This is a genomic window from Providencia sp. PROV267, assembly GCF_028477825.1.
In the GTDB taxonomy this organism is placed as follows: Bacteria; Pseudomonadota; Gammaproteobacteria; order Enterobacterales; family Enterobacteriaceae; genus Providencia; species Providencia stuartii.
This window is the reverse complement of sequence record NZ_JAMPLX010000016.1, coordinates 52941-74867: the sequence shown is the minus strand read 5'-3', so window position 1 is coordinate 74867 and position 21927 is coordinate 52941. Positions and strand designations below refer to the sequence as shown.

The following is a 21927-nucleotide window of genomic DNA, read 5'->3' as shown; positions in this document are numbered from 1 at the left end:
TTTTTCGCTTATACTTTTATGTGAGAAGTTACACCTTGATTAACTGATGCTGAAAAGCCAGAAATAATTGCAAAAAGTAACGCAACTGTATGTGGTTATTTTGCAGACCCGACCTGACCAGGAGAGCCGACGATGTCCGCAGAACACGTTTTATCGCTGATAGAAGAGCACAAAGTAAAATTTATTGACATGCGTTTTACTGATACCAAAGGTAAAGAGCAACACATCACCATCCCTGCTCATCAAGTCAACGAAGACTTCTTTGAAGAAGGTAAAATGTTTGATGGTTCATCAATTGGTGGCTGGAAAGGCATTAACGAGTCTGACATGGTGCTAATGCCAGATCCATCCACTGCAATGCTCGACCCATTTTTTGCCGACCCAACTTTGATCATTCGTTGCGATATTCTTGAACCAGGCACAATGCAAGGTTACGACCGTGACCCGCGCTCTATTTCTCAACGTGCAGAAGATTTTTTACGTGCCAGCGGTATTGCTGACACCGTGCTGTTTGGGCCAGAGCCTGAATTCTTCATCTTTGATGATATTCGTTTTGGTAACAGCATGCACAGCAGCTACTATCACATTGATGATATTGAAGCGGCTTGGAATACTGGTACAAAATATGAAGGCGGTAACAAAGGCCACCGTCCGGGTGTAAAAGGCGGTTACTTCCCAGTTCCCCCCGTCGATTCTTCACAAGACCTCCGTTCTGCGATGTGTACCACCATGGAAGAAATGGGCTTAGTCGTTGAAGCTCATCACCATGAAGTGGCTACCGCAGGTCAAAACGAAGTGGCATGCCGCTTTAATACAATGACCAAAAAAGCAGACGAAACACAGATTTATAAATATGTCGTGCACAATGTTGCCCATGCTTACGGTAAGACGGCGACCTTTATGCCTAAGCCATTAGTCGGTGATAACGGTTCAGGTATGCACTGCCATATGTCACTGTCAAAAGATGGTATTAACCTATTTGCAGGCGATAAATACGGTGGTTTGTCAGAAATGGCGCTTTACTACATTGGCGGCATTATCAAACACGCACGCGCACTGAATGCCTTCACTAACCCAACAACCAACTCGTATAAACGTCTGGTTCCGGGCTTTGAAGCACCAGTTATGTTGGCTTATTCTGCACGTAACCGCTCTGCATCTATTCGTATCCCTGTGGTTGCAAGCACCAAAGCGCGTCGTATTGAAGTGCGTTTCCCTGACCCAGCAGCCAACCCATACTTAGCGTTTGCTGCGCAATTAATGGCGGGTCTTGATGGCATTATCAATAAAATCCATCCGGGCGACGCCATGGATAAAAACCTATACGACCTGCCACCAGAAGAAGCAAAAGAGATCCCAACAGTGGCTGGTTCACTAGAAGAAGCCTTGGCTGAGCTAGATAAAGATCGTGAATTCTTAATTCGCGGTGGTGTATTCACCAACGATGCAATTGATGCCTATATCGAACTACTCCGTAGCGATATTCAACGCGTTCGCATGACCCCGCATCCATTAGAATTTGAAATGTACTACAGTGTGTAACACGCCGTTCCACTGCTAGTCTTTGTTGCCGTGAAACATTTGCCCCATCTCTGATGGGGCCTTTTCTCCTACTTTCAGTGGTATCATTTTATTTACGGCACCGTTATTCAAATTGCAGCTTTGTTGGGTAAATCAAGTATAATGCACCAAAATAGTGCAGGAGCAGAATTACATGAAAGCCGAACATTTGCCAGCACCGGAACATATTCTTGATTCACTGTTAAACAGCGTCTTAATCGTTGATTATGACCTTGTGATCCATTATGCCAATCATGCGGCTTTACAAATACTTGCCCAAAGCCAACGTAAAATATATGGCACCCCATTACCTGTACTTTGCAATTATTGCTCCTTAAATGATGAGCTAATGTTAAATAGCTTAAAAGAGGGCCATAGCTTCACCGATAACGAAGTTACGCTCGTTTTTAATAATCATTCCCATGTCATGTCGTTAAGTGCACAGCCTTTCTCTGCTCAGTTTATTTTGTTGGAACTGTCTCAATTAGATAGCCAACGCAGGCTCAGCCAAGAGCAGGTACAAAATGCTCAGCAATTGGCAGCAAGAGAGCTGATCCGGGGTTTGGCTCATGAAATAAAAAACCCATTAGGCGGCTTAAGAGGCGCTGCACAGTTGCTTTCAAGGGCATTACCTGACCCAAAACTGAATGAATATACGCAAGTTATTATTGAACAAGCCGACCGATTAAGGGCATTAGTCGATAGATTACTTGGCCCTCAATACCCTGGGCCAAAAACGCAACAGAGTATTCATCACAGCGCTGAAAATATCGTGCGCCTAGTGTCATTAGAGAAGCCCGAAAATATCACGTTAATACGCGATTATGACCCTAGTTTGCCTGATCTTGAGTACTATCCCGATCAAATTGAACAGGTTCTACTCAACATTATCCGTAATGCGTTACAAGCACTTTCCGATACGGGTGGCACAATAACGCTACGCACTCGCACAGCATTTCAGGTCATGTTACAAGGGGAGCGTTATCGCTTAGCCGCTCGTATTGATGTTGAAGATAATGGCCCAGGTATTCCACCCGCTATCCAAGATACGTTGTTTTATCCTATGGTAAGTGGTCGCGAGGGCGGAACAGGATTAGGCTTATCTATCGTTCACAGTTTAGTGGATCAGCACGCTGGGAAAATTGAATTTACCAGTTGGCCCGGTCATACCGAATTTTCTATTTATCTACCAATTAAAAAATAGGGGATAACAATGCAGCAGGGAAAAATCTGGGTTGTTGATGATGACAGTTCTATTCGTTGGGTGCTTGAGCGCGCCTTAAATAGTGCCTCTTTTCATTGCACCTGCTTTGACAGTGCCGATGCTGTTCTTGCCGCTTTAGAGCATGATTGCCCTGATGTTTTGTTATCAGATATTCGTATGCCGGGTATTGATGGTTTAGCCTTACTTAATCGGCTAAAGCAGTCGCACCCATCGCTTCCCATTATTATTATGACGGCACACTCTGATCTTGATGCAGCGGTAAATGCTTATCAATCGGGGGCTTTTGATTACCTACCTAAGCCTTTTGATATTGATGAAACCGTCGCTTTAGTCGAACGTGCCTTGAGCCATAGCCGAGAACAAAACCACCTCGAACGTGATTCGAAACAGAAAACGGAGAGTGTCTCTTCCACCATGATAGGTGAAGCTCCTGCTATGCAAGAGGTTTATCGGATCATAGGTCGCCTCTCTCGCTCATCCATTAGTGTGCTGATTAATGGTGAGTCCGGTACAGGTAAAGAATTAGTTGCACATGCACTGCATCAGCATAGCCCCCGTGCCAACGGCCCTTTTATTGCTCTCAACATGGCGGCTATTCCTAAAGATCTCATTGAGTCAGAGCTATTTGGTCATGAAAAAGGGGCCTTTACTGGCGCCACACAGGTTAGGCAAGGCCGTTTCGAGCAAGCTAATGGCGGCTCACTATTTCTTGATGAAATTGGCGATATGCCTCTAGATATACAAACACGACTATTGAGAGTTCTTGCGGAAGGGCAATTTTATCGTATCGGCGGTTATACTCCGGTAAAAGTCGATGTGCGTATTATCGCAGCAACACACCAAAATCTAGAAAAACGTGTTAAAGAGGGGCTATTCCGTGAGGATTTATTTCATCGCTTAAATGTCATCCGTGTACAGCTCCCACCATTACGTGAAAGAACAGAAGATATCCCACGTCTTGCCCATTATTTTTTACAAAATACTGCCAAAGAGCTAGGTGTCGATAGTAAGGTACTACATCCAGATAGTGAACATATTCTGCAACGCTATCATTGGTCCGGTAACGTGAGGCAATTGGAGAACGTTTGTCGCTGGTTAACGGTTATGGCGGCTAGCCAAGAAATTCTACCGCAAGATTTACCAGAGGACCTGTTGGATAGCCCACAACCGGACGATGCTAGCGAGGAGCCAGCAGCACGTCAGTCTGTCACAAGTCATCATCCATCATGGTTTGAACTGCTCGAGCAGTGGACACACAGTGCATTAGCTGAAGGTAAAGAAAACTTATTAGCTCAAACCGTTCCTCTAATGGAGCATACCATGCTAAATTGCGCCCTCAAATATACGAATGGGCACAAACAAGAAGCGGCTCGTTTATTAGGTTGGGGGCGAAATACTCTCACCCGCAAATTAAAAGAGTTGGGTATCGAGTAAATCACCACAGGCTTATTTCTGCACCTCTGCAAGTAGCCAATGACGAAAGATAGCCATTGCAGGGGTTATCGGTCGTGATTTCAATCGACTCAGCCAATATCCCCCTAAAGTGACGCTAATATCAAACGGTTGAACCAATGTACCGGCGCTCAATTCGTGCTCGAACATACAACTTGGAGCCAGCGCCACGCCATCCGTTAACAGCGCAGCTTCAACCATTAAGCGCGAAGAGTCGAAAATTGGCCCTTTCACTCGCCATGGCTCAAGCTCTGCTGCTATCTGCCATTTTTCCCATTCGTCTTTACGATAAGAGCGCATCAAACTGTGATCTTTTAAATCTAATGGATGAGTTAACTTATTGGCCACTTTTTCAGAGCACAGTACGGTATGAGCCGCTGAAAATAGCGCCGTATTTTCTGCTAATGGCCACAATCCTTCCCCAAAACGGATCGCAAAATCAACCCCCTCAGCTGCTAAATTAACCACGTTATTGTGCGTCATGATGCGCAAATCGATATAAGGATACAATGCAGCAAAAGCGGGTAAGCGTGGTAATAACCAACCTACTGCAAACGTACCGACAACGGAGACACTCAAGACTTCATGGTAATGCCCATCTTCAAATTGTTGTAACAATGACTCTATTTGGTCAAATGAGCGGCTGAGTACAGGAAGTAAAGCCAACCCTTCATCGGTCAGAGCCAGCCCCCGAGGTAAGCGAATAAATAGCTCAAGTCCAAGCTGCTCTTCCAGCAAACGTACCTGCTGACTCACAGCGGCTTGGGTCACATTCAACTCCAGCCCTGCTCTTGTAAAGCTTAGGTGCCGCGCTGAAGCTTCAAATGCTCTCAACGCATTCAAAGGGAGACGATGACGATAATTCCCTGACATAAGTTTTTCTTTTACCTCATCGAATTTTATATCGTTTCAAATCAGAATTTAAAATAGGCATACTCTTTGCTCATCATCGGACAATACGGTATTAATCAATGCCTCAGCATCTAAGGCATGTGGAAATTAGAATACCTGAATTTTAATTATCAATAACTAAAACTTTTACTTTAATGGATAACTCTATGAAAAATATTTTTCGTCAGGGGCGGCTTTTTATCGCCTTAAGTTTAGCAATGACATCGATTTCCGCCTTTGCCCTTACACAGCAAGAGGTCGATGACATTATCAAGCCCCTGATGAAACAAGAACAGATCCCGGGTATGTCTGTTGCCATCTCAGTGAATGGCAAACAAGCTATTTACCATTACGGTGTTCAGTCAAAACAGACCCAAATTCCTGTTTCTGATAGGACGCTGTATGAAATTGGCTCCTTATCAAAAACCTTTACCGCAACACTGGCAACTTATGCGCAAATTCAAGGAAAACTCGACTTTAGCCAAAGTGTCAGTCATTACCTACCTGAATTAAAAGGCAGTGCTTTTGATAATGTTAGCGTGATGAATTTAGCCACCCATACATCAGGGTTATCGCTATTTGTACCTAGCGATATCAAAACCAACGATCAATTAATGGCGTATTATCAAAAATGGCTTCCTGACAATGAGGTTGGACAATATCGTTCTTATTCAAATTTAGGGGTTGGGTTACTTGGTATCGTGACGGCAAAGCAACTTAATATGCCTTTTTCTCAGGCTATGGAAAAATTGATGCTGCCTTCACTTGGCTTAAAACATACTTATATCCATGTTCCCAAAAGCCAAGAGAAATATTACGCACAAGGCTACAATAAGCAAAATCAGCCTGTTCGCTTAAACCTAGCAATCCTTGGTCCAGAGGCTTATGGCCTAAAGTCCAATGCCAAAGATTTGATCCGTTATTTAGAAATCAATATGCAATCCATTAAAGTGGCGAAAACTTGGCAAGAAGCGATTGAAAACACCCATACTGGCGTTTACCTAACCGATTCGTTTGTGCAGGATATGATGTGGGAAAGCTATCCATGGCCGGTGTCGCTTTCACAATTACTGCAAGGCAACCGTGATGATATGGCTCTCAAACCACAAAAAGTGGAATTGATTAAGCCAGCCATGGCGCCAGAAGTACGCGCTTATTATAACAAGACTGGCTCTAGCAATGGCTTTGCGACATACGCGATATTTATTCCAGAAGAGAAGATTGCCATTGTTATGCTATCCAATAAATGGATACCTATTCCTCAGCGCATTACAGCGACTTACCAGTTACTAGAGAAAATCGAACGCTAAATACTCAAACGGCTCCATTGTAATATGGAGCCATGTATTTAAATAACACGAGAAAATTGGCGTTGACGCATTTGATTACGCAAATAGACATCAAAGCACATACAGATATTACGGATCAGCAAGCGCCCTTGAGGAGTCACCTTAATCGCGGTTTCTGTTATTTCGACTAAGCCATCTTCTTCCATCGGTTTTAACAGCGCTAAATCCTCTGCAAAATAGCGTTTAAACTCGATAGGATAAAGCGCCTCAATTTGCGCATAATGAAGTTGGAAATTACAAATCAGTGTCTTTATCACATCTCGGCGTAAGCAGTCATCATTGGTTAACACTAACCCACGCCACAAAGCATGCCCTTGCTCTTCTACTTGCGCATAATAGGTTTTTAAATCTTTTTGGTTCTGCGCATAACTATCACCCAACATACTGATCGCCGATACGCCCAATCCTAATAAATCACAATCCCCTTGAGTGGTGTAGCCTTGGAAGTTGCGATGTAAAATCCCTTCACGCTGTGCAACGGCTAACTCATCTTGTGGTTTGGCAAAGTGATCCATACCAATAAACTGATAGCCTTCTGAGGTTAAGGTCGCGATGGTTTCTTGCAAAATATCCAGTTTTTGCTCAGCACTTGGCAAGTCTTCATCTTTAATTTTACGCTGTGCCGCAAACAAGTTAGGCAAATGAGCATAGTTAAACACGCTCAAACGATCCGGTGACAGTTCAATCACTTTTTTCAAGGTAAAAGCAAAGCTTTCTGGGGTTTGCTTTGGTAGACCGTAAATCAGGTCAATACTGGTTGATGTAAACCCCGTTTCTTTTGCTCGATTAATGAGCGCAAAAATAAAATCTTCATCTTGTTCGCGGTTAACTAAAACCTGAACGTCTTTATTAAAATCTTGCACCCCCATACTCAGGCGGTTGAACCCTTCGCTGCGCAAATGATCTATCATATCCAGTTCAATTTCACGGGGATCTACCTCTATCGACATTTCAACGTCATCAGAGAAATGGAAGTGTGTTTTGAGCAAAGTGACCAAATGGCTAACTTGAGCCTTATCGAGATAAGTAGGTGTGCCGCCGCCCCAATGCATCTGTGTAACGGTTCGCCCTTTTAATAAGGCTGCACGTTGAATAATCTCTTTTTCGATGACCTGCAAGTATTCATCTGCTTTATGTTTTTGCCGTGTCACCAGTTTATTGCAGCCACAAAAATAACAAAGCTTATGGCAAAAAGGGATGTGAACATAGAGCGATAATGGGGTTTCAGGGTAGCGTTGAGTTGCAGCCACAAACGCACTCTCATCATACTCTTGGTTAAATTCCAAAGCTGTCGGGTATGACGTATAGCGTGGCCCTGAATAATTATATTTTTGGATGAGAGAGAGATCCCAAACGATATTTTGCTCTGACATTAACATTCCTCAATTGCGCCGAATACCTACTTACAGGCTGTATCTTATGCTTTTTTATTGGCGAACTTATATACACGACATAATAACATAAAAGAAATTATAACTTGTGATTGGCAAGAGAGAGTTGATGCAGCACCAAAAGTCGCATGACTTGAATGAATTTTAACCAAAACCTCCTCCAGCAGTGCACCGGAGGAGATAGAAAAACGATTATTTACTTTTCAGGATACGCATAATGTCATCCAGTTTATCTTCGTCTTCTTCTTCATCGTCGTCGGTCAGTTCAATACCTAAAATAGACATCAGCTCATCAATGCGGTCTAAACAAGTATCAATATACGCCTGCTCTTCCGCTGTCACCGTTTCACCATCTTCTAAACGCGCCAACAAGCTATCTAAACGATCGTCCTGCTCAAGCATTTCAAGCTCTTGCTCTGGTGATAATTTAACTTTTACTGCCGGCTCTTTAGCGGGCGCTGGGCGTGTTACCACCGCATTATCATCAACAACCAACGGAATCGGTTTTTTGCTACCCACACGTGGGTCTAGGGCCTGATTTTGATTTCCAGACTTGCTATTCGTTGATTTTTCTTGATAACGCGCCCCTGATTTATTACCACGATGCTTTTTCTGGCGTTTGCGCTCACGCCCTTCTGCATTAAGCTCTTCTTTTGTTTTACGGTACTTTTTCTTGGTTTTGCTGGCGGTTTTACTTGCCGGTTTTTTTGGTGAATTCATGGTCTGATACCTTGATAAGTCAGTTTCTGCTGCGGAATCTAGCAGAATCCCTCAAGCTGTGAAAGCACTTGAGCAGCAATTAAAACGGTTTTTTGCATTTTGCTTGTCAGTCTTATTGATTATAGCTCGAATTGATAGCAATTAAGAGTATTTGATGACAAAACGGCTCCAAGAAGGGAGCCGTTAGATAAGGAAGGTGATTAGGCGTCGACTAAAACCATTTTTAAAATAAATAAAATGGAAACTAAAACAACACATAACCCTAAGTCGCGCCAACGACCAGTACCGATCTTCATTGCACAGTAAGCGATAAAGCCTAATGCAATACCTTCTGTAATCGAAAAGCTAAATGGCATCATGACCGCAGTAATAAATGCAGGCACCGACTCCGTCAAATCATCCCACTTCACACGCGTTAAACTGGATGTCATCAACACGCCAACATAAATCAGCGCGCCCGCGGTTGCATAAGCAGGAACCATACCCGCTAAAGGAGAAATAAACATGGTTAATAGGAATAACACCCCGACCACAATGGCAGTCAGACCAGTACGCCCACCAACAGATACCCCCGAAGAGCTTTCGATATAAGCAGTTACCGATGATGTTCCCATTGCAGAGCCGGCAACAGAACTTAAGCTATCCACATAGAGTGCTTGCTTCATGCGCGGGAATGTTCCGCGAGCATCAGTAATGCCAGCTTTATCCGTAACCCCAATCATTGTGCCGGATGAGTCGAATAAGTTAACCAACATAAAAGCAAAGATGACCCCAGACAGCGCCAAGTCCAGTGATCCCAAAATATCGACTTGCCCCACTACACTGGTAATGCTAGGCGGCAAAGAGAAGATGCCGTTGAACTTCACATCGCCTAATGCAAGGCCAATCAAGGTAGTGACCACAATGGAAACTAATACTGCTGCATGAATATTACGGGCAGCTAAAATTGCAATAATGAAAAAGCCCAGAGCACCTAACCAAACGTTATGTTGGGTGAAGTTACCAATGGAGACTAAAGTGTCTGGATTCGCCACGATAATACCTGAATTTTTCAGCCCCATCATGGCAATAAATAGACCGATACCGCTGGTGATCCCCACACGCAAACTCAATGGAATATTTGCAATGATCCAGTAGCGGATACGAAAGAGTGTTAGAATAAAGAGACCCACAGCGCCCCAGAACACAGCGCCCATCGCAACTTGCCATGAATACCCCATCGCCCCAACGACGACAAAAGCAAAAAAGGCATTTAGCCCCATTGCTGGCGCCACCGCGATAGGTAGGTTTGCTAATAGCCCCATCAAAATACTGCCGATAGCCGCAATTAAACAGGTCGTTACGAATACGGCTTTAATGTCCATCCCTGCGACAGATAAAATTTGAGGGTTAACAAAGACAATGTAGACCATTGTGAGGAAGGTTGTAAAACCTGCAACGACTTCAGTTTTCGCCGTTGTTCCGTGTTCTTGTAATTTAAACACGCGTTGGAACAGACCCTGTTGTTGCACAGAGCCAGAAGATTGATTACTCATTAGATATTGCGCCCAAAAAAAGTTTTTTTCGCCCTATCCTACAACAAACAAATCGAGAGTGTTACCGTTAAAATGAAAAAAAGAAAACGTTTGCGTGATGATAATACTCAAAAGTGCGATAACTTACTGATACAGCAAGATGAATTGGAATTTACAGAAAAAAGAAATTTTTGCGTGATCGTGGCGGCGCCATTTGCACCGCCACATTATGATGATTACGATAAGGCGAGTAGCTTCTGCCTGCGCCAAAAGAGTAATGACCGCTTCGCAGCAAATGGTTTAGCCCCACGATGATGGCTTAAACGTTTTGCTATCAAGTTGGCGACAATTTCTAATGTCAGACAGATGACAAAGTAAATAAACGCGACAAATAAGAAAATTTCGAGTGGATAAACCATTTCACGGTTATTCACCTGTGTTGCCAAAAATGACAGTTCAGCAACGCCCACAATGTAAGCCAAAGACGTGTCTTTAATCAGCGCAACCCATTGGTTAATAAACGATGGCACCATCATGCGTAATGCTTGGGGTAAAACTATTTGCCAAAGCACTTGCCAACGGCTAAAACCTAACGATAAGCCAGCCTGCCATTGCCCTTTGCCTATTGCTAAAATGCCCGCCTTAACCGCATGGGCCAAATACGCCGACGTGATTAAGGCGAGAGCGCAAATCACTGAGGCGATACCCGGTATTTCGGTTCCGAGCACAACGGGCAAAAAGAAATAAGTCCAAAAAATCAGCATAATGACGGGAATGGCGCGGAAAAAGCCTAAAACAGCAGCGAACAGGTTCATCCAGAAACCACGTAACATCGCTAAGGCAACACCACCAAGCGTACCGAATACAATCGACATTGCCCCCGCGACCAAGCTGATAATTAATGTTAATGCGGCACCTTCAATAGGGCCATCTGGAAACGCACCAAACAAAAGGTACTGCCAGTTTTGCTCAATGACTGAAAAATCCATCTTACACACTCTCCACTAAATTACGTTGCGCTCGCCACTGCCCCCAACCTTCCATTACCGCGATAATCGCAATATACAGCACAGTGGCTAGGCCAAATGCCGTAAATGTCTGTAGTGTTTGGCTTTCAACCTGACGTGATACATAAGATAGCTCAGCCACACCAATCGCCATGGTTAAAGAGGAGTTTTTAACGACATTCATGTATTGCCCAAGAAGAGGTGGCATGGCTATTTTAACGGCCTGGGGTAGCACCACATGTTTCATCGCTTGCCACCCTGTTAAACCCAGCGCAAAAGCGGCATATTTTTGGCCTTGTCGTACACCACGGATACCGGAGCGTATTTCTTCGGCAATAAATGGTACGGTATATAACGTTAAGCCAATAAAACCCGCTAAAAATTCAAACGAAGGCCAACTGAGCGCCATCCCCGCAAATGTGATTTCGTGGGGAGTATTAAGCCACGCCATCATATCCGATGATAAAATTTCACCGGAAGCGAAATACCAGAAAAAGAGTTGAACCAACAACGGGGTATTGCGAAAAACGGAAACATACACTCCGACAATCCAGCGTAGCGGAGCAATTTGGCTATCCCTTGCCGCAGCAACCACAAAACCTAATAACGTTGCAGCGATAATGGTACAAATGGAGATCCAGAGGGTCAGTAAAAAACCATAACCAAACCATTCCAAATACTCGGGAGCTAAAAAATGCTCAGAAAGAAACTCGCCGCTCGTTAATTTTTCAAACATAAGTGCTGCCTTTTATAACTAAGAACCCCGCGATAATATGCGGGGCTATTTATTCTATGCTTATCGACCAGTGAGCATGGAATCGGCGAAAGAGAACGCCTATTATTTTTGCTGATCCAGTGGTGCAAATTTGAACTCACCGCGAGGTTGAGCGGCCTTTGTATCAGGGCCAAACCAACGGTTATAAATCTGTTCTGCTTTGCCTTCTTTTTCAAGCTTCAACAACGTGTTATTCACATTTTCGATTAAACGTGTTTCACCTTTAGCGGCAGCAACCGCTTGATATTCGCGAGTGATGCTAAATGGAGAGATTTCAAAATCTGCTTTGACTTTCTCAGGTAAGTTACCAAGTAATCCCACTAATTTTGCATCGTCTTGGGTAATTGCTTGTACGTTACCATTGCGTAAAGCCGCAAATGCCTGTGGTGTATCATCATAAGAAATGACTTTTGTATTCGGATAACGTTCACGTAATGTCACTTCTTGCACGGTACCTTTGTCGGCACCAATACGTAAAGGTGCGATATCATCAGGCGTCTTCAATACCCCTTTGCGCGCAATAAACTTTTGCCCTGTTGCAAAATCAGGAATAGAAAAATCCACCTGCTTAGCACGTTCATCAGTGATAGTGAAATTTGCCCCAATTAAATCGACTTTACCTGAAGTCAGTAGTGGAATACGGTTTGCTGGGTTGGTTGGACGCAACTCTAACTTGACGCCAAGGTCATCCGCTATCGCCTGTGCGATATCAACATCATAGCCCGCGAGTTTTTTCGTTTGTGGGTCAATAAAACCAAATGGTGGGTTACTGTCAAAAACAGAGATACGGATCACACCCGCTTGCTTAATATCATCCAGCTTATCTGCATTGGCGACATTGGCCACCAGCGCAAGGCCTGCAAGTAGTGCGGTAGTTAAAACGCGAGCTTTCATTGAACACCTCTGACGGTAAACTTATGTAAATTGACCATCCCAAGTTATCAAGGAACGCTTATTTCTTGAAATACTATTAGTTAATATATTTATATCAAAAAAGAATATAAGAATGCGGATATAAAAAAAGGGCAAACACCATCGGAGACGCCCTAAATTATGGTCTAAACCATGAATAGCCTTTTCTTATAACAAAAAGGAAAAACGGAAATGTTTAAAGGTTGACTAGAGCGGGTATCACCCCAGACGAAAAAGAAAGTTTGTACCAAGGAGTCACCGTGAGGCGGCCCCTTGGCGGCATTACCTCGTTATTCCTTCTTAGTGATCATCTTTTCTAAGCGATCACCACCTACATGACGGAAGTCTTGGCCTTTGACATAGTAAAAAATAAATTCACAGATGTTTTGGCAACGATCACCGATACGTTCAATAGAGCGAGCACAAAACAGCGCAGTCAGTACACTTGGGATAGTCCTTGGGTCTTCCATCATGTACGTCATCAGTTGACGCACGATCCCTTCGTATTCTTGGTCTACCTTTTCATCTTCTCGATAAATCCGAATGGCTTCTTCCAAGTCCATGCGTGCAAAGGCATCTAAGACATCATGCAACATTTGCACAGTATGACGGCCTAATGACTCTAGGCTCACCAATAACGGCTGGTGCTGGTGAGAAAACTTTTCCAATGCAGTTTGGCAAATTTTATCGGCAACATCACCAATACGCTCAAGTTCGGCAATCGTTTTAGAAATTGCCATAATCAGTCGCAAATCGCTCGCTGTCGGCTGGCGTTTTGCGATAATTTTCACGCATTCTTCATCAATAGCCACTTCCATCATATTGACTTTATGGTCATTTTCGATAACTTCGCGCGCAAGAGCCTCATCCTGATTATGCATCGCTGTGATAGCTTTGGTGAGCTGTTCTTCAACCAGCCCTCCCATTGTCATCAACTCTGTATGGATATGTTCCAGTTCAGCATTGAACTGCCCAGAAATATGTTTGTTGTGGTTCAGCGTATCCATAGTCGGCTCCATATCAACCGTAACGACCAGTAATGTAGTCTTCAGTTTGTTTCTTTTCAGGTGTGGTGAACATCTTGTCTGTATTATTAAACTCAATCAGCTCACCCAAATACATAAAGGCCGTATAATCAGAACAACGCGCAGCCTGTTGCATATTGTGAGTTACGATCACCACGGTGTATTCAGATTTGAGTTCGCTGATCAACTCCTCAATGCGCCCTGTTGAAATTGGGTCAAGAGCTGAACACGGCTCATCAAGCAATAACACTTCTGGGCGGATAGCAATACCACGTGCGATACATAGACGCTGTTGCTGACCACCAGATAGGCTATAACCACTTTGATGTAATTTATCTTTGGTCTCATTCCACAAAGCCGCTTTGGTTAATGCCCATTGAACGCGCTCATCCATCTCTACACGAGAGAGTTTTTCAAACAGGCGTACACCAAATGCAATATTATCGTAGATTGACATTGGGAATGGCGTTGGTTTTTGGAATACCATTCCGACCTTGGCACGTAACAGAGCGATATCCTGTTTGTCTGTCAGAATATTTTGACCATCAAGTAAGATTTCACCTTCCGCACGCTGTTCACCGTACAGCTCATACATTTTATTGAAGGTACGCAGTAAGGTCGATTTACCGCAACCAGATGGGCCGATAAAGGCGGTGACTTTATTTTTTTCGATATCTAATGAGATATTTTTTAATGCGTGGAATTTCCCGTAATAAAAATTAAGGTCACGTACTTTAATCTTACTGTTTGCAATATCATTTGCATTAATCATGGCAACTTCTCTCTATAAATCTTTATTCAATCCGGGGTTAGTGTTTTTTCTGAGCAAACACAACACGTGCGACGATGTTAATTAACAAGACACATAGGGTGATTAATAGAACCCCTGCCCATGCCAGTTGTTGCCATTCAGAGAACGGGCTCATCGCAAATTTAAAGATAGTGACGGGTAAGTTAGCAATTGGCTCATTCATATCCGTACTCCAGAACTGGTTCGACAGTGATGTGAACAGTAATGGTGCGGTTTCCCCCGCAATACGAGCAATAGCCAGCAAAATACCTGTAATGATCCCGGAGACAGATGCTTTAAGCGTAATCGATAAAATCATTTTCCATTTTGGCGTACCTAGCGCATATGCGGCTTCTCGTAAGCTATCCGGTACTAACTTCAACATGTTTTCAGTGGTACGGATAACAATCGGAATTTGCAACAACGCCAATGCGATAACGCCAGCCCAGCCAGAGAAGTGCTGCATTTGCGCCACCACAATGGTATAGACGAATAGCCCCACCACAATCGATGGTGCTGAAAGCAAAATGTCATTAATAAAACGCGTTACAGAAGCTAGCCATGATTTACGACCATACTCTGCCAAATAGATGCCTGCTAAGATCCCAAGCGGTGTACCCACGACCGTTGCCCACAAGATCAACAGCCCACTGCCTACGATAGCATTAGCAAGGCCGCCCCCTTCCGTATTCGGTGGAGGAGTCATTTCTGTGAACAAGTTCAATGACATGCCATCGAACCCTTTGGTAACGGTTGAGAACAAAATCCAAATTAACCAGAACAGCCCAAATGCCATCGTTAGCATCGAAACAAACAGAGCGATTCGGTTAACTTGGCGTCGCCATGCCTGACGACGGGCTCGTTCTTTTTGATTAACGACAATATTATCGGATGTCGACATATTAACGGCCCTCGTTCTTCGCTAAACGCATAACCATGAGTTTTGATATCGCCAGAACAATAAAGGTGATAACAAATAGAATTAACCCAAGTTCCATCAGCGCAGCGGTATGTAGACCACCTTCCGCTTCGGCAAATTCATTCGCCAATGCAGAAGTAATACTGTTACTCGGCATAAACAACGAGAAACTATCCAGTTGATACGTATTACCAATTACAAAGGTCACCGCCATTGTTTCACCAAGCGCGCGCCCTAAACCTAACATTACCCCACCTATCACACCGTTACGTGTATAAGGCAGAACAATATTCCAGATCACTTCCCATGTAGTACAACCGATACCATATGCTGACTCCTTCATCATGACAGGTGTTTGTTCAAACACGTCACGCATGACAGAGGCAATATAAGGAATGATCATAATGGCGAGGATAATACCTGCTGCCAAAATACCAATCCCGAATGCAGGACCTGAGAAAAGCTCACCGACAATTGGGATACTCGACATCACATTGCCGACAGGCTCTTGAAAATATTCCGCAAACAGCGGCGCAAAAACAAACAGCCCCCACATACCATAAACGATACTAGGAATGGCAGCGAGAAGCTCAATCGCAATCCCTAATGGGCGTTTTAACCAATTAGGTGCAAGTTCAGTTAAGAAAAGAGCAATACCAAAGCTCACGGGTACTGCAATAATCAGGGCAATCAGTGATGTGACGATGGTGCCATAGATAGGCACAAGCGCACCAAACTCCTCAGCGGGAGCATCCCATTCTTTAGTCCATAAAAACGAAAACCCAAATTTTTGCATACTCGGCCACGAGGCAAAAATAAGGGAAATAATGATGCCACCAAGCATTAACAAAGTGATTAGCGCGGCAATTTTGACTAATGCGCCAAATATCACATCGCCTGACTTGCTCGGTGCTTTAAATGCCGTTGTTTTTTCGGCCATGCGCTTTGTCTCATCCTACACCTACTTTATTTAGTAGGATTTAGTTACTACGTCAGAAGGCGGATGTTAATCCTAAGCATCCGCCTACCATTACCAACCCGAGGCTCACTGATTAGAACAGTGGTTTGCCTTGGCTATCTTTGACTTCTGTTTTCCATGCTGCACGAATTGCTGTCACAACTTCTTGAGGAAGGATAGCATAATCCAATGCTTCTGCTTGCTGACCACCTTTCTCATAAGCCCAGTTAAAGAAATCGAGCACAGCTTTTCCTTTTTCTGCATTCGCTTGATCTTTGTGAACTAAGATAAACGTGGTTGAGGTAATTGGCCATGCGTTCTCACCATTACGGTTAGTCAGGTCTTGAGCGAATGACTTAGACCAGTCAACTTTCTTCGCTGCTGCGCTGAAGCTTTCACCTGTTGGGGAAACAACCTTACCATCTGCGGAAATGAGTTTAGTATAAGCAAGGTTATTCTGTTTCGCATAGGCATACTCCACATAACCGATAGAGCCTGGTAAACGCTGGACGAAAGCTGCAACGCCATCGTTACCTTTACCTGCGACGTTGTTTTTCGGCCAGTTTACTGTAGAGCCTGCACCAATATCATTTTTCCAGCTTGAGCTGACTTTTGATAAGTAGCTCGTAAATACGAACGTCGTACCTGAGCCATCAGAGCGTCTTACCACTGCAATGTTTTGATCGGGTAAGTTAACACCTGGGTTCAATTTAGCGATGGCAGGATCATTCCATTTGGTGATTTTACCAAGGTAGATATCACCTAATGTTGTACCGTCTAATGTCAATTGACCTGACTGGATACCTTTTACGTTAACCGCCAGTACCACACCACCGATTACGGTTGGGAACTGGAATAGGCCATCTTCTTTCAATTTTTCATCGGTTAATGGCGCATCAGACGCACCGAAATCAACCGTTTTTGCATTAATTTGTTTAACACCACCAGAAGAGCCAATCCCCTGATAGTTCACTTTATTACCTGTTTCTTTCTGATAAGAGTCCGCCCACTTAGCATAAACTGGAGCAGGGAATGTTGCACCCGCGCCAGTTAAGCTTGTGGCAGCAAAAGAAGACATTGCAGTCATTGAAAGGGTTGCTGCCATTACGCTAGCTAAGGTTGTACGCATCATTTTCATAATCCCTCCGGGGATGTATAGAAACAATTAAGTAGTAAATTGTTGGTGAAATGTCACGGTAGGAAAAATAGGACAATTTGATGACAACAACATGTCTGATTTATGACAGTTTTATGACAATTGACGATTTTCGTCTAGCTATCGAAAAAAACAGCAGCTTAAAAAAACAAAATTGACCATAAAATCAATAAGTAATGAAATACAGAGCAGAATATCTCTATATTGAGACCACCATGACAAACTGTCATAAAAAAGTCGTAAAATCCTTTTTTACTGCTTCTCTATTTTGATAATACGGTTTAATTCACCGTTTCAAGGGAGAAACATGCGCTTGCCATCAAGGGATTAAAATCAGCAATTTGCGTATGCGGTCAGACTACCATCACAAAATGGTCATCTCGCGTGGTGCCTGCTTTATGATAAAGCAGGCAGATAATCAGCGAAAATTGAGCCTCACGCCAGCTACGCAAACAACAAGCAAATATTCATTATTCTTTATTTGACTTGAAAACCGGATGTTGTTTGAGCTGAGCGATTACTTGATCCATCCCCGTTTTATCATGAGTGGTCTGCGATGATGCCGCTATAGTGTTGCGAAGACCTGCAAATTTTGCCATCGGCGGTGGAGGTGGCGGTGTATTTGTCGACGTCGGTTGCTCCGTGGCTGCGGCTTGGTATTTCTGCGCATTGGCTTTAAATACTGGGCTATTTTTAAGTTCAGCAATCACTTGATCCATCCCCGTTTTACCATGAGTGGTCTGCGATAATGCCGCTATATTGTTGCGAAGACCCGCAAATTCTGCCATCGGCGGTGGAGGTGGCGGTGTATTTGTCGACGTCGGTTGCTCCGTGGCTGCGGCTTGGTATTTCTGCGCATTGGCTTTAAATACTGGGCTATTTTTAAGTTCGGCAATCACTTGATCCATCCCTGTTTTTCCGCCATCTCCTGTTTGAGCGGGCTTAATATCAGGCTTTGGCATAGGGGGTGGCATAGGAATAGATAATGCCCCTTTCGATGCTAAGGGTTGATTTGGAGGTAGTTGTATAACGGTTGCCAGTTGTTTGCTCCATTTCACCTGCTTAAAGGCCTTTTTGGGTTCTTGAAACAGCCCTACGACTGTGTTTTTGATATTAATTATTCCCGTGGAGAGTGTAGCCTGCTTTTGCTTTCCCTCTATTCCAGCGAAAGCTAATGCCGCTTTACTCTGAAAACAGCAAATAGGTTTAGAAAAATTGATATGCATAAATTCACCTGAGTTATTTTATTTATGTTTATTATCTAAATAAAATAACTATCAGATCTTTTATATAACGATGGTATTACTTATAGAGTAAGTTATTTTTTATATGATGACTGGCGCGTAAGATAGGCGTTAATACCGAAATAAAATAGAAGGTAGGTCGTTTTATACGACCCACTACCGACAATGGTTACTCTTCTTTTTCTTTCAATGGCAGGAGTGCACGAATGGCGAAACCGCCGCGTTCACTTTTATGGATTTCGATACTACCTTCATGGGCATCGACAATACGGCGGATAATTGCCAATCCTAGCCCTGTTCCCTTATTGCTACGGGCTTTTTCACCTTGCACAAAAGGTTGGAAGAGGCGTTGAATATCTTCTTCTTTGATACCTGCACCATCATCTTCCACTTGGAACCAAACCGAATCCTCATTTTTGCCACTGCTCACTTTGATCCAGCCGTTACCATAGCGATAAGCGTTAACAATCATATTGGTGATGGCGCGTTTAATGGCTAATGGATTCGCATTCACGATCAGACTACCCGGCTCCAGTGCCGTTTCAATTTCACCAGTCACGCTCGTTTCAGCGGTAACTGCCTCATTGAGGATGCTATTTAGGTCACAAAACTCCATATTCATTTCCTGACCCGTTTTCAGGTAGTCCATAAACTGACCAATAATCGCATCACACTCTTCAATATCCTTATTGATGGATTCTGCTAGGTAGCCATCTTCAGGGCTCATCATTTCCGTCGCCAATCGGATCCGTGTCAGTGGGGTACGTAAGTCATGACTGACCCCCGCCATTAAAATTGTCCGATCATTTTCAAGCGTCTTTATGCCCGCAGCCATATGATTAAAGGAGCGGATCGCGGCTCTTACCTCAGTTGCCCCTTTTTCTTGCATGGCGGGTAATATGACCCCTTTTCCCACTTGCCCTGCATGGTATTCAAGTTCAAGTAATGGCTTGTTTTGGTAACGAATATAGAGCCAGACCCCTGCAAAAATAGACAGGAAAATAGCTAAAGTATAACGGAATACTAACGAAAATTGGTTTTGCCCAATTTCAGTTAATGGCACACGCACCCAGATATCAGGCGCAAGATAGGAGGTCAACCAAAGAATAGGATATTCGCGGCCAAGCTCAAGACGCACTTGGGCTTCGCCACCAATATATTCCGACATGTTTTCGCTGAGAAAATCGTATTCTTTCGCCCAATTTAAGCCTTCTTCCATCGCGGCTGATTGAGCATAAAAGGTGATCCCCAACTCATTGTAGATTTTTTTACGTAATGCGGGAGAGACCCGTACTGTGGTTCCATCTTGCAGCACCATCCGCTCCGTCATTAATGTTCGCACTTCATAAGCCAACACTTTGTTGAATTGCTGCAAACTTGGCATAACAACAAAATTCAGCACCACCATATAGCTGGTGACAAGGCTGGCAAACAGTAATGCAACAAACAAAAATAACGAACGCGAAAATGTACTACGGCGAGAGAACCTCAGTCGCTTCATGCTTTACTACCGTCCGGCACAAATACATAGCCCAAGCCCCAGACTGTCTGAATGTAGCGAGGGTGAGCTGGATCTTCTTCAACCATACGACGTAAACGTGAAATTTGAACGTCAATTGAACGTTCCATCGCACTGTATTCACGGCCTCTCGCTAAGCTCATCAGCTTATCACGAGATAATGGTTCCCTTGGGTGCGAAACCAATACTTTAAGTACAGCAAACTCACCGCTCGTCAAAGGCATATTTTCTTCGCCTTGGAACATTTCACGGGTGCCTAGGTTCAGTTTAAACTTACCGAAGGTAATAATCGCATCATCCTGAGATGGTGCGCCTGGCAATTCATTTGCTTGGCGACGTAATACAGCACGAATACGTGCAAGTAATTCACGCGGGTTAAAAGGTTTAGGAATGTAATCGTCGGCGCCAATCTCTAAACCAACAATACGGTCAACCTCTTCACCTTTAGCCGTTACCATAATAATCGGTATTGGATTGTTTTGGCTGCGTAAACGACGACAAATTGACAGACCATCTTCACCTGGCAACATCAAATCTAAAACGATTAGATGAATCGACTCCCTCGTTAGGATCCTATCCATTTGTTCAGCATTCGCGGCACTACGTACCTGAAATCCTTGCTCTGTGAGGTAGCGTTCAAGCAAGGCACGCAAACGCATATCATCATCGACGACAAGAACTTTATAGCTTTCTTGCATTTTGTAGCCCTCAAGATGTGCAATCTATCGAAATTATTTTTAAAATAAGAATATACCCACCATGCTCCAAGCTGTATGGGTGTTACAAAGCGCTGCTATCTAAATCACAAAAATAGTCATGACGATAAATTTTTACTTGCGCTTAATAACGGCATATCACCTGAATTATTTTGTGTATAAGTAAAATATAAGATAGTTAACGTCCTAATTTACCATCAACTTGAAATTTAATGAATAATTTTACGCCTTATAGGACTAGCGGTTTATAACTAATTTCTAACACTGTATAGGTTACCCGCCCCCCAGGTGTATTCACCGTAATTTCATCATCAACCTGCTTACCAACTAGCGCGCGAGCAACTGGAGAATCAATAGAAATCCAATTTTTGGATGGATTAAACTCATCGGCACCGACCAATCGGAATATTCTGATATTTTCATTATCGTCTTCTAATTTCACCCATGCGCCAAAAAAGACTCGCCCTTCTTGCCGTGGGTCTGGTTCGACAATTCTTAGTTGATCCAATCTTTTAGATAAAAAGCGTACTCGACGATCAATCTCTCGCAAACGCTTTTTACCATAAATATATTCCGCATTTTCTGAACGATCACCTTGAGCCGCAGCTTCAGAAACCGACTGAGTGACTCTTGGGCGCTCCTCTTTCCAAAGATATTTAAGTTCTTTGTCTAGCGCATCCCAACCTTCGCGTGTGATTAAGAGACTCTTATTCATAACCTTCATAAATCAGTAAGCAAGTTAGATAATTATAAATTATATACAGAATTAATCTTTAACTTTAGCAAAGTTCACCCTAGAAATTC

Annotated in this window: 20 protein-coding genes; 4 read left to right on the top strand and 16 right to left on the bottom strand. The window is 43.5% G+C overall.

Annotated features, from left to right (window positions below; all coding sequences use genetic code 11):
• Positions 1–132 precede the first annotated feature (132 nt).
• From glnA to glnG, 3 genes are all read left to right on the top strand, one after another.
• Positions 133–1542, top strand: coding sequence for a glutamate--ammonia ligase (gene glnA / locus PR709_RS11175; protein WP_004923644.1), 1410 nt, complete (start codon positions 133–135; stop codon positions 1540–1542).
• A gap of 172 nt (positions 1543–1714) precedes the next feature.
• Entirely contained in the window at positions 1715–2764 is a 1050-nt protein-coding gene (glnL, locus tag PR709_RS11170; RefSeq protein ID WP_004923641.1) for a nitrogen regulation protein NR(II), read from the top strand.
• Positions 2765–2773: 9 nt separating this feature from the next.
• Positions 2774–4219: a nitrogen regulation protein NR(I) gene (gene glnG / locus PR709_RS11165; RefSeq protein WP_004923638.1), complete on the top strand. Its 1446-nt coding sequence runs from the start codon at positions 2774–2776 to the stop codon at positions 4217–4219.
• 12 nt (positions 4220–4231) lie between these two features.
• On the opposite strand, the gene PR709_RS11160 is transcribed toward glnG, so the two are convergent.
• On the bottom strand, positions 4232–5110 hold the full coding sequence (locus PR709_RS11160; RefSeq protein WP_004923634.1) for a LysR family transcriptional regulator: 879 nt from the start codon (positions 5108–5110) through the stop codon (positions 4232–4234).
• Between the two features lie 173 nt (positions 5111–5283).
• Here PR709_RS11160 and ampC point away from each other — a divergent pair, with 173 nt between their 5' ends.
• On the top strand, positions 5284–6438 hold the full coding sequence (ampC, locus tag PR709_RS11155) for a class C beta-lactamase (RefSeq protein WP_004923631.1): 1155 nt from the start codon (positions 5284–5286) through the stop codon (positions 6436–6438).
• Positions 6439–6476: 38 nt separating this feature from the next.
• On the opposite strand, the gene hemN is transcribed toward ampC, so the two are convergent.
• The 15 genes from hemN to greB form a co-directional block, all read right to left on the bottom strand.
• Positions 6477–7850, bottom strand: coding sequence for an oxygen-independent coproporphyrinogen III oxidase (gene hemN, locus PR709_RS11150; protein WP_004923626.1), 1374 nt, complete (start codon positions 7848–7850; stop codon positions 6477–6479).
• 210 nt (positions 7851–8060) lie between these two features.
• The gene (gene yihI / locus PR709_RS11145; protein WP_004923620.1) at positions 8061–8588 is read right to left on the bottom strand and encodes a Der GTPase-activating protein YihI; all 528 of its coding nucleotides are present in this window, start codon (positions 8586–8588) and stop codon (positions 8061–8063) included.
• 200 nt (positions 8589–8788) lie between these two features.
• The gene (locus PR709_RS11140; RefSeq protein WP_004923617.1) at positions 8789–10123 is read right to left on the bottom strand and encodes an NCS2 family permease; all 1335 of its coding nucleotides are present in this window, start codon (positions 10121–10123) and stop codon (positions 8789–8791) included.
• Between the two features lie 215 nt (positions 10124–10338).
• The gene (locus PR709_RS11135) at positions 10339–11091 is read right to left on the bottom strand and encodes an amino acid ABC transporter permease (protein ID WP_004923612.1); all 753 of its coding nucleotides are present in this window, start codon (positions 11089–11091) and stop codon (positions 10339–10341) included.
• Between the two features lies 1 nt (position 11092).
• Positions 11093–11845: an amino acid ABC transporter permease gene (locus tag PR709_RS11130; protein ID WP_004923608.1), complete on the bottom strand. Its 753-nt coding sequence runs from the start codon at positions 11843–11845 to the stop codon at positions 11093–11095.
• A 102-nt stretch (positions 11846–11947) separates the two neighbouring features.
• Entirely contained in the window at positions 11948–12778 is an 831-nt protein-coding gene (locus tag PR709_RS11125; protein ID WP_004923605.1) for an ABC transporter substrate-binding protein, read from the bottom strand.
• Between the two features lie 308 nt (positions 12779–13086).
• Positions 13087–13803 carry a phosphate signaling complex protein PhoU gene (gene phoU, locus PR709_RS11120; protein ID WP_014657010.1) on the bottom strand — a complete coding sequence of 239 codons (717 nt, stop codon included), beginning with the start codon at positions 13801–13803 and terminating at the stop codon, positions 13087–13089.
• A 13-nt stretch (positions 13804–13816) separates the two neighbouring features.
• Positions 13817–14593 carry a phosphate ABC transporter ATP-binding protein PstB gene (pstB, locus tag PR709_RS11115; RefSeq protein ID WP_004923601.1) on the bottom strand — a complete coding sequence of 259 codons (777 nt, stop codon included), beginning with the start codon at positions 14591–14593 and terminating at the stop codon, positions 13817–13819.
• 37 nt (positions 14594–14630) lie between these two features.
• Complete coding sequence (gene pstA / locus PR709_RS11110; RefSeq protein WP_004923598.1) at positions 14631–15512, bottom strand: phosphate ABC transporter permease PstA; 882 nt, start codon at positions 15510–15512, stop codon at positions 14631–14633.
• Between the two features lies 1 nt (position 15513).
• Positions 15514–16470, bottom strand: a complete 957-nt coding sequence (gene pstC / locus PR709_RS11105) for a phosphate ABC transporter permease PstC (RefSeq protein WP_004923595.1) — start codon at positions 16468–16470, stop codon at positions 15514–15516.
• A 112-nt stretch (positions 16471–16582) separates the two neighbouring features.
• A complete protein-coding gene (gene pstS / locus PR709_RS11100; protein ID WP_004923592.1) occupies positions 16583–17626 on the bottom strand; it encodes a phosphate ABC transporter substrate-binding protein PstS in 1044 nt (347 codons plus the stop codon).
• 488 nt (positions 17627–18114) lie between these two features.
• Entirely contained in the window at positions 18115–18870 is a 756-nt protein-coding gene (locus PR709_RS11095) for a hypothetical protein (protein WP_154610530.1), read from the bottom strand.
• A 187-nt stretch (positions 18871–19057) separates the two neighbouring features.
• On the bottom strand, positions 19058–20389 hold the full coding sequence (envZ, locus tag PR709_RS11090) for a two-component system sensor histidine kinase EnvZ (RefSeq protein ID WP_071599669.1): 1332 nt from the start codon (positions 20387–20389) through the stop codon (positions 19058–19060).
• Entirely contained in the window at positions 20386–21105 is a 720-nt protein-coding gene (ompR, locus tag PR709_RS11085; RefSeq protein ID WP_004923581.1) for an osmolarity response regulator transcription factor OmpR, read from the bottom strand. Before ompR ends, envZ begins: the two co-directional genes overlap by 4 nt.
• A gap of 247 nt (positions 21106–21352) precedes the next feature.
• Positions 21353–21838, bottom strand: coding sequence for a transcription elongation factor GreB (gene greB, locus PR709_RS11080; RefSeq protein ID WP_014657013.1), 486 nt, complete (start codon positions 21836–21838; stop codon positions 21353–21355).
• Between the last annotated feature and the right edge of the window lie 89 nt (positions 21839–21927).

Bases quoted from the DNA above. Each gene is read 5' to 3' on its own strand.
- glnG (WP_004923638.1), top strand. From the start codon at position 2,774: ATGCAGCAGGGAAAAATCTGGGTTGTTGATGATGACAGTTCTATTCGT.
- PR709_RS11135 (WP_004923612.1), bottom strand. From the start codon at position 11,091: ATGGATTTTTCAGTCATTGAGCAAAACTGGCAGTACCTTTTGTTTGGT.
- ompR (WP_004923581.1), bottom strand. From the start codon at position 21,105: ATGCAAGAAAGCTATAAAGTTCTTGTCGTCGATGATGATATGCGTTTG.
- pstA (WP_004923598.1), bottom strand. From the start codon at position 15,512: ATGTCGACATCCGATAATATTGTCGTTAATCAAAAAGAACGAGCCCGT.
- pstB (WP_004923601.1), bottom strand. From the start codon at position 14,593: ATGATTAATGCAAATGATATTGCAAACAGTAAGATTAAAGTACGTGAC.
- PR709_RS11160 (WP_004923634.1), bottom strand. From the start codon at position 5,110: ATGTCAGGGAATTATCGTCATCGTCTCCCTTTGAATGCGTTGAGAGCA.
- PR709_RS11130 (WP_004923608.1), bottom strand. From the start codon at position 11,845: ATGTTTGAAAAATTAACGAGCGGCGAGTTTCTTTCTGAGCATTTTTTA.
- greB (WP_014657013.1), bottom strand. From the start codon at position 21,838: ATGAATAAGAGTCTCTTAATCACACGCGAAGGTTGGGATGCGCTAGAC.
- glnA (WP_004923644.1), top strand. From the start codon at position 133: ATGTCCGCAGAACACGTTTTATCGCTGATAGAAGAGCACAAAGTAAAA.
- PR709_RS11140 (WP_004923617.1), bottom strand. From the start codon at position 10,123: ATGAGTAATCAATCTTCTGGCTCTGTGCAACAACAGGGTCTGTTCCAA.
- PR709_RS11095 (WP_154610530.1), bottom strand. From the start codon at position 18,870: ATGCATATCAATTTTTCTAAACCTATTTGCTGTTTTCAGAGTAAAGCG.
- ampC (WP_004923631.1), top strand. From the start codon at position 5,284: ATGGATAACTCTATGAAAAATATTTTTCGTCAGGGGCGGCTTTTTATC.
- phoU (WP_014657010.1), bottom strand. From the start codon at position 13,803: ATGGATACGCTGAACCACAACAAACATATTTCTGGGCAGTTCAATGCT.
- glnL (WP_004923641.1), top strand. From the start codon at position 1,715: ATGAAAGCCGAACATTTGCCAGCACCGGAACATATTCTTGATTCACTG.
- hemN (WP_004923626.1), bottom strand. From the start codon at position 7,850: ATGTCAGAGCAAAATATCGTTTGGGATCTCTCTCTCATCCAAAAATAT.
- PR709_RS11125 (WP_004923605.1), bottom strand. From the start codon at position 12,778: ATGAAAGCTCGCGTTTTAACTACCGCACTACTTGCAGGCCTTGCGCTG.
- yihI (WP_004923620.1), bottom strand. From the start codon at position 8,588: ATGAATTCACCAAAAAAACCGGCAAGTAAAACCGCCAGCAAAACCAAG.
- pstS (WP_004923592.1), bottom strand. From the start codon at position 17,626: ATGAAAATGATGCGTACAACCTTAGCTAGCGTAATGGCAGCAACCCTT.
- pstC (WP_004923595.1), bottom strand. From the start codon at position 16,470: ATGGCCGAAAAAACAACGGCATTTAAAGCACCGAGCAAGTCAGGCGAT.
- envZ (WP_071599669.1), bottom strand. From the start codon at position 20,389: ATGAAGCGACTGAGGTTCTCTCGCCGTAGTACATTTTCGCGTTCGTTA.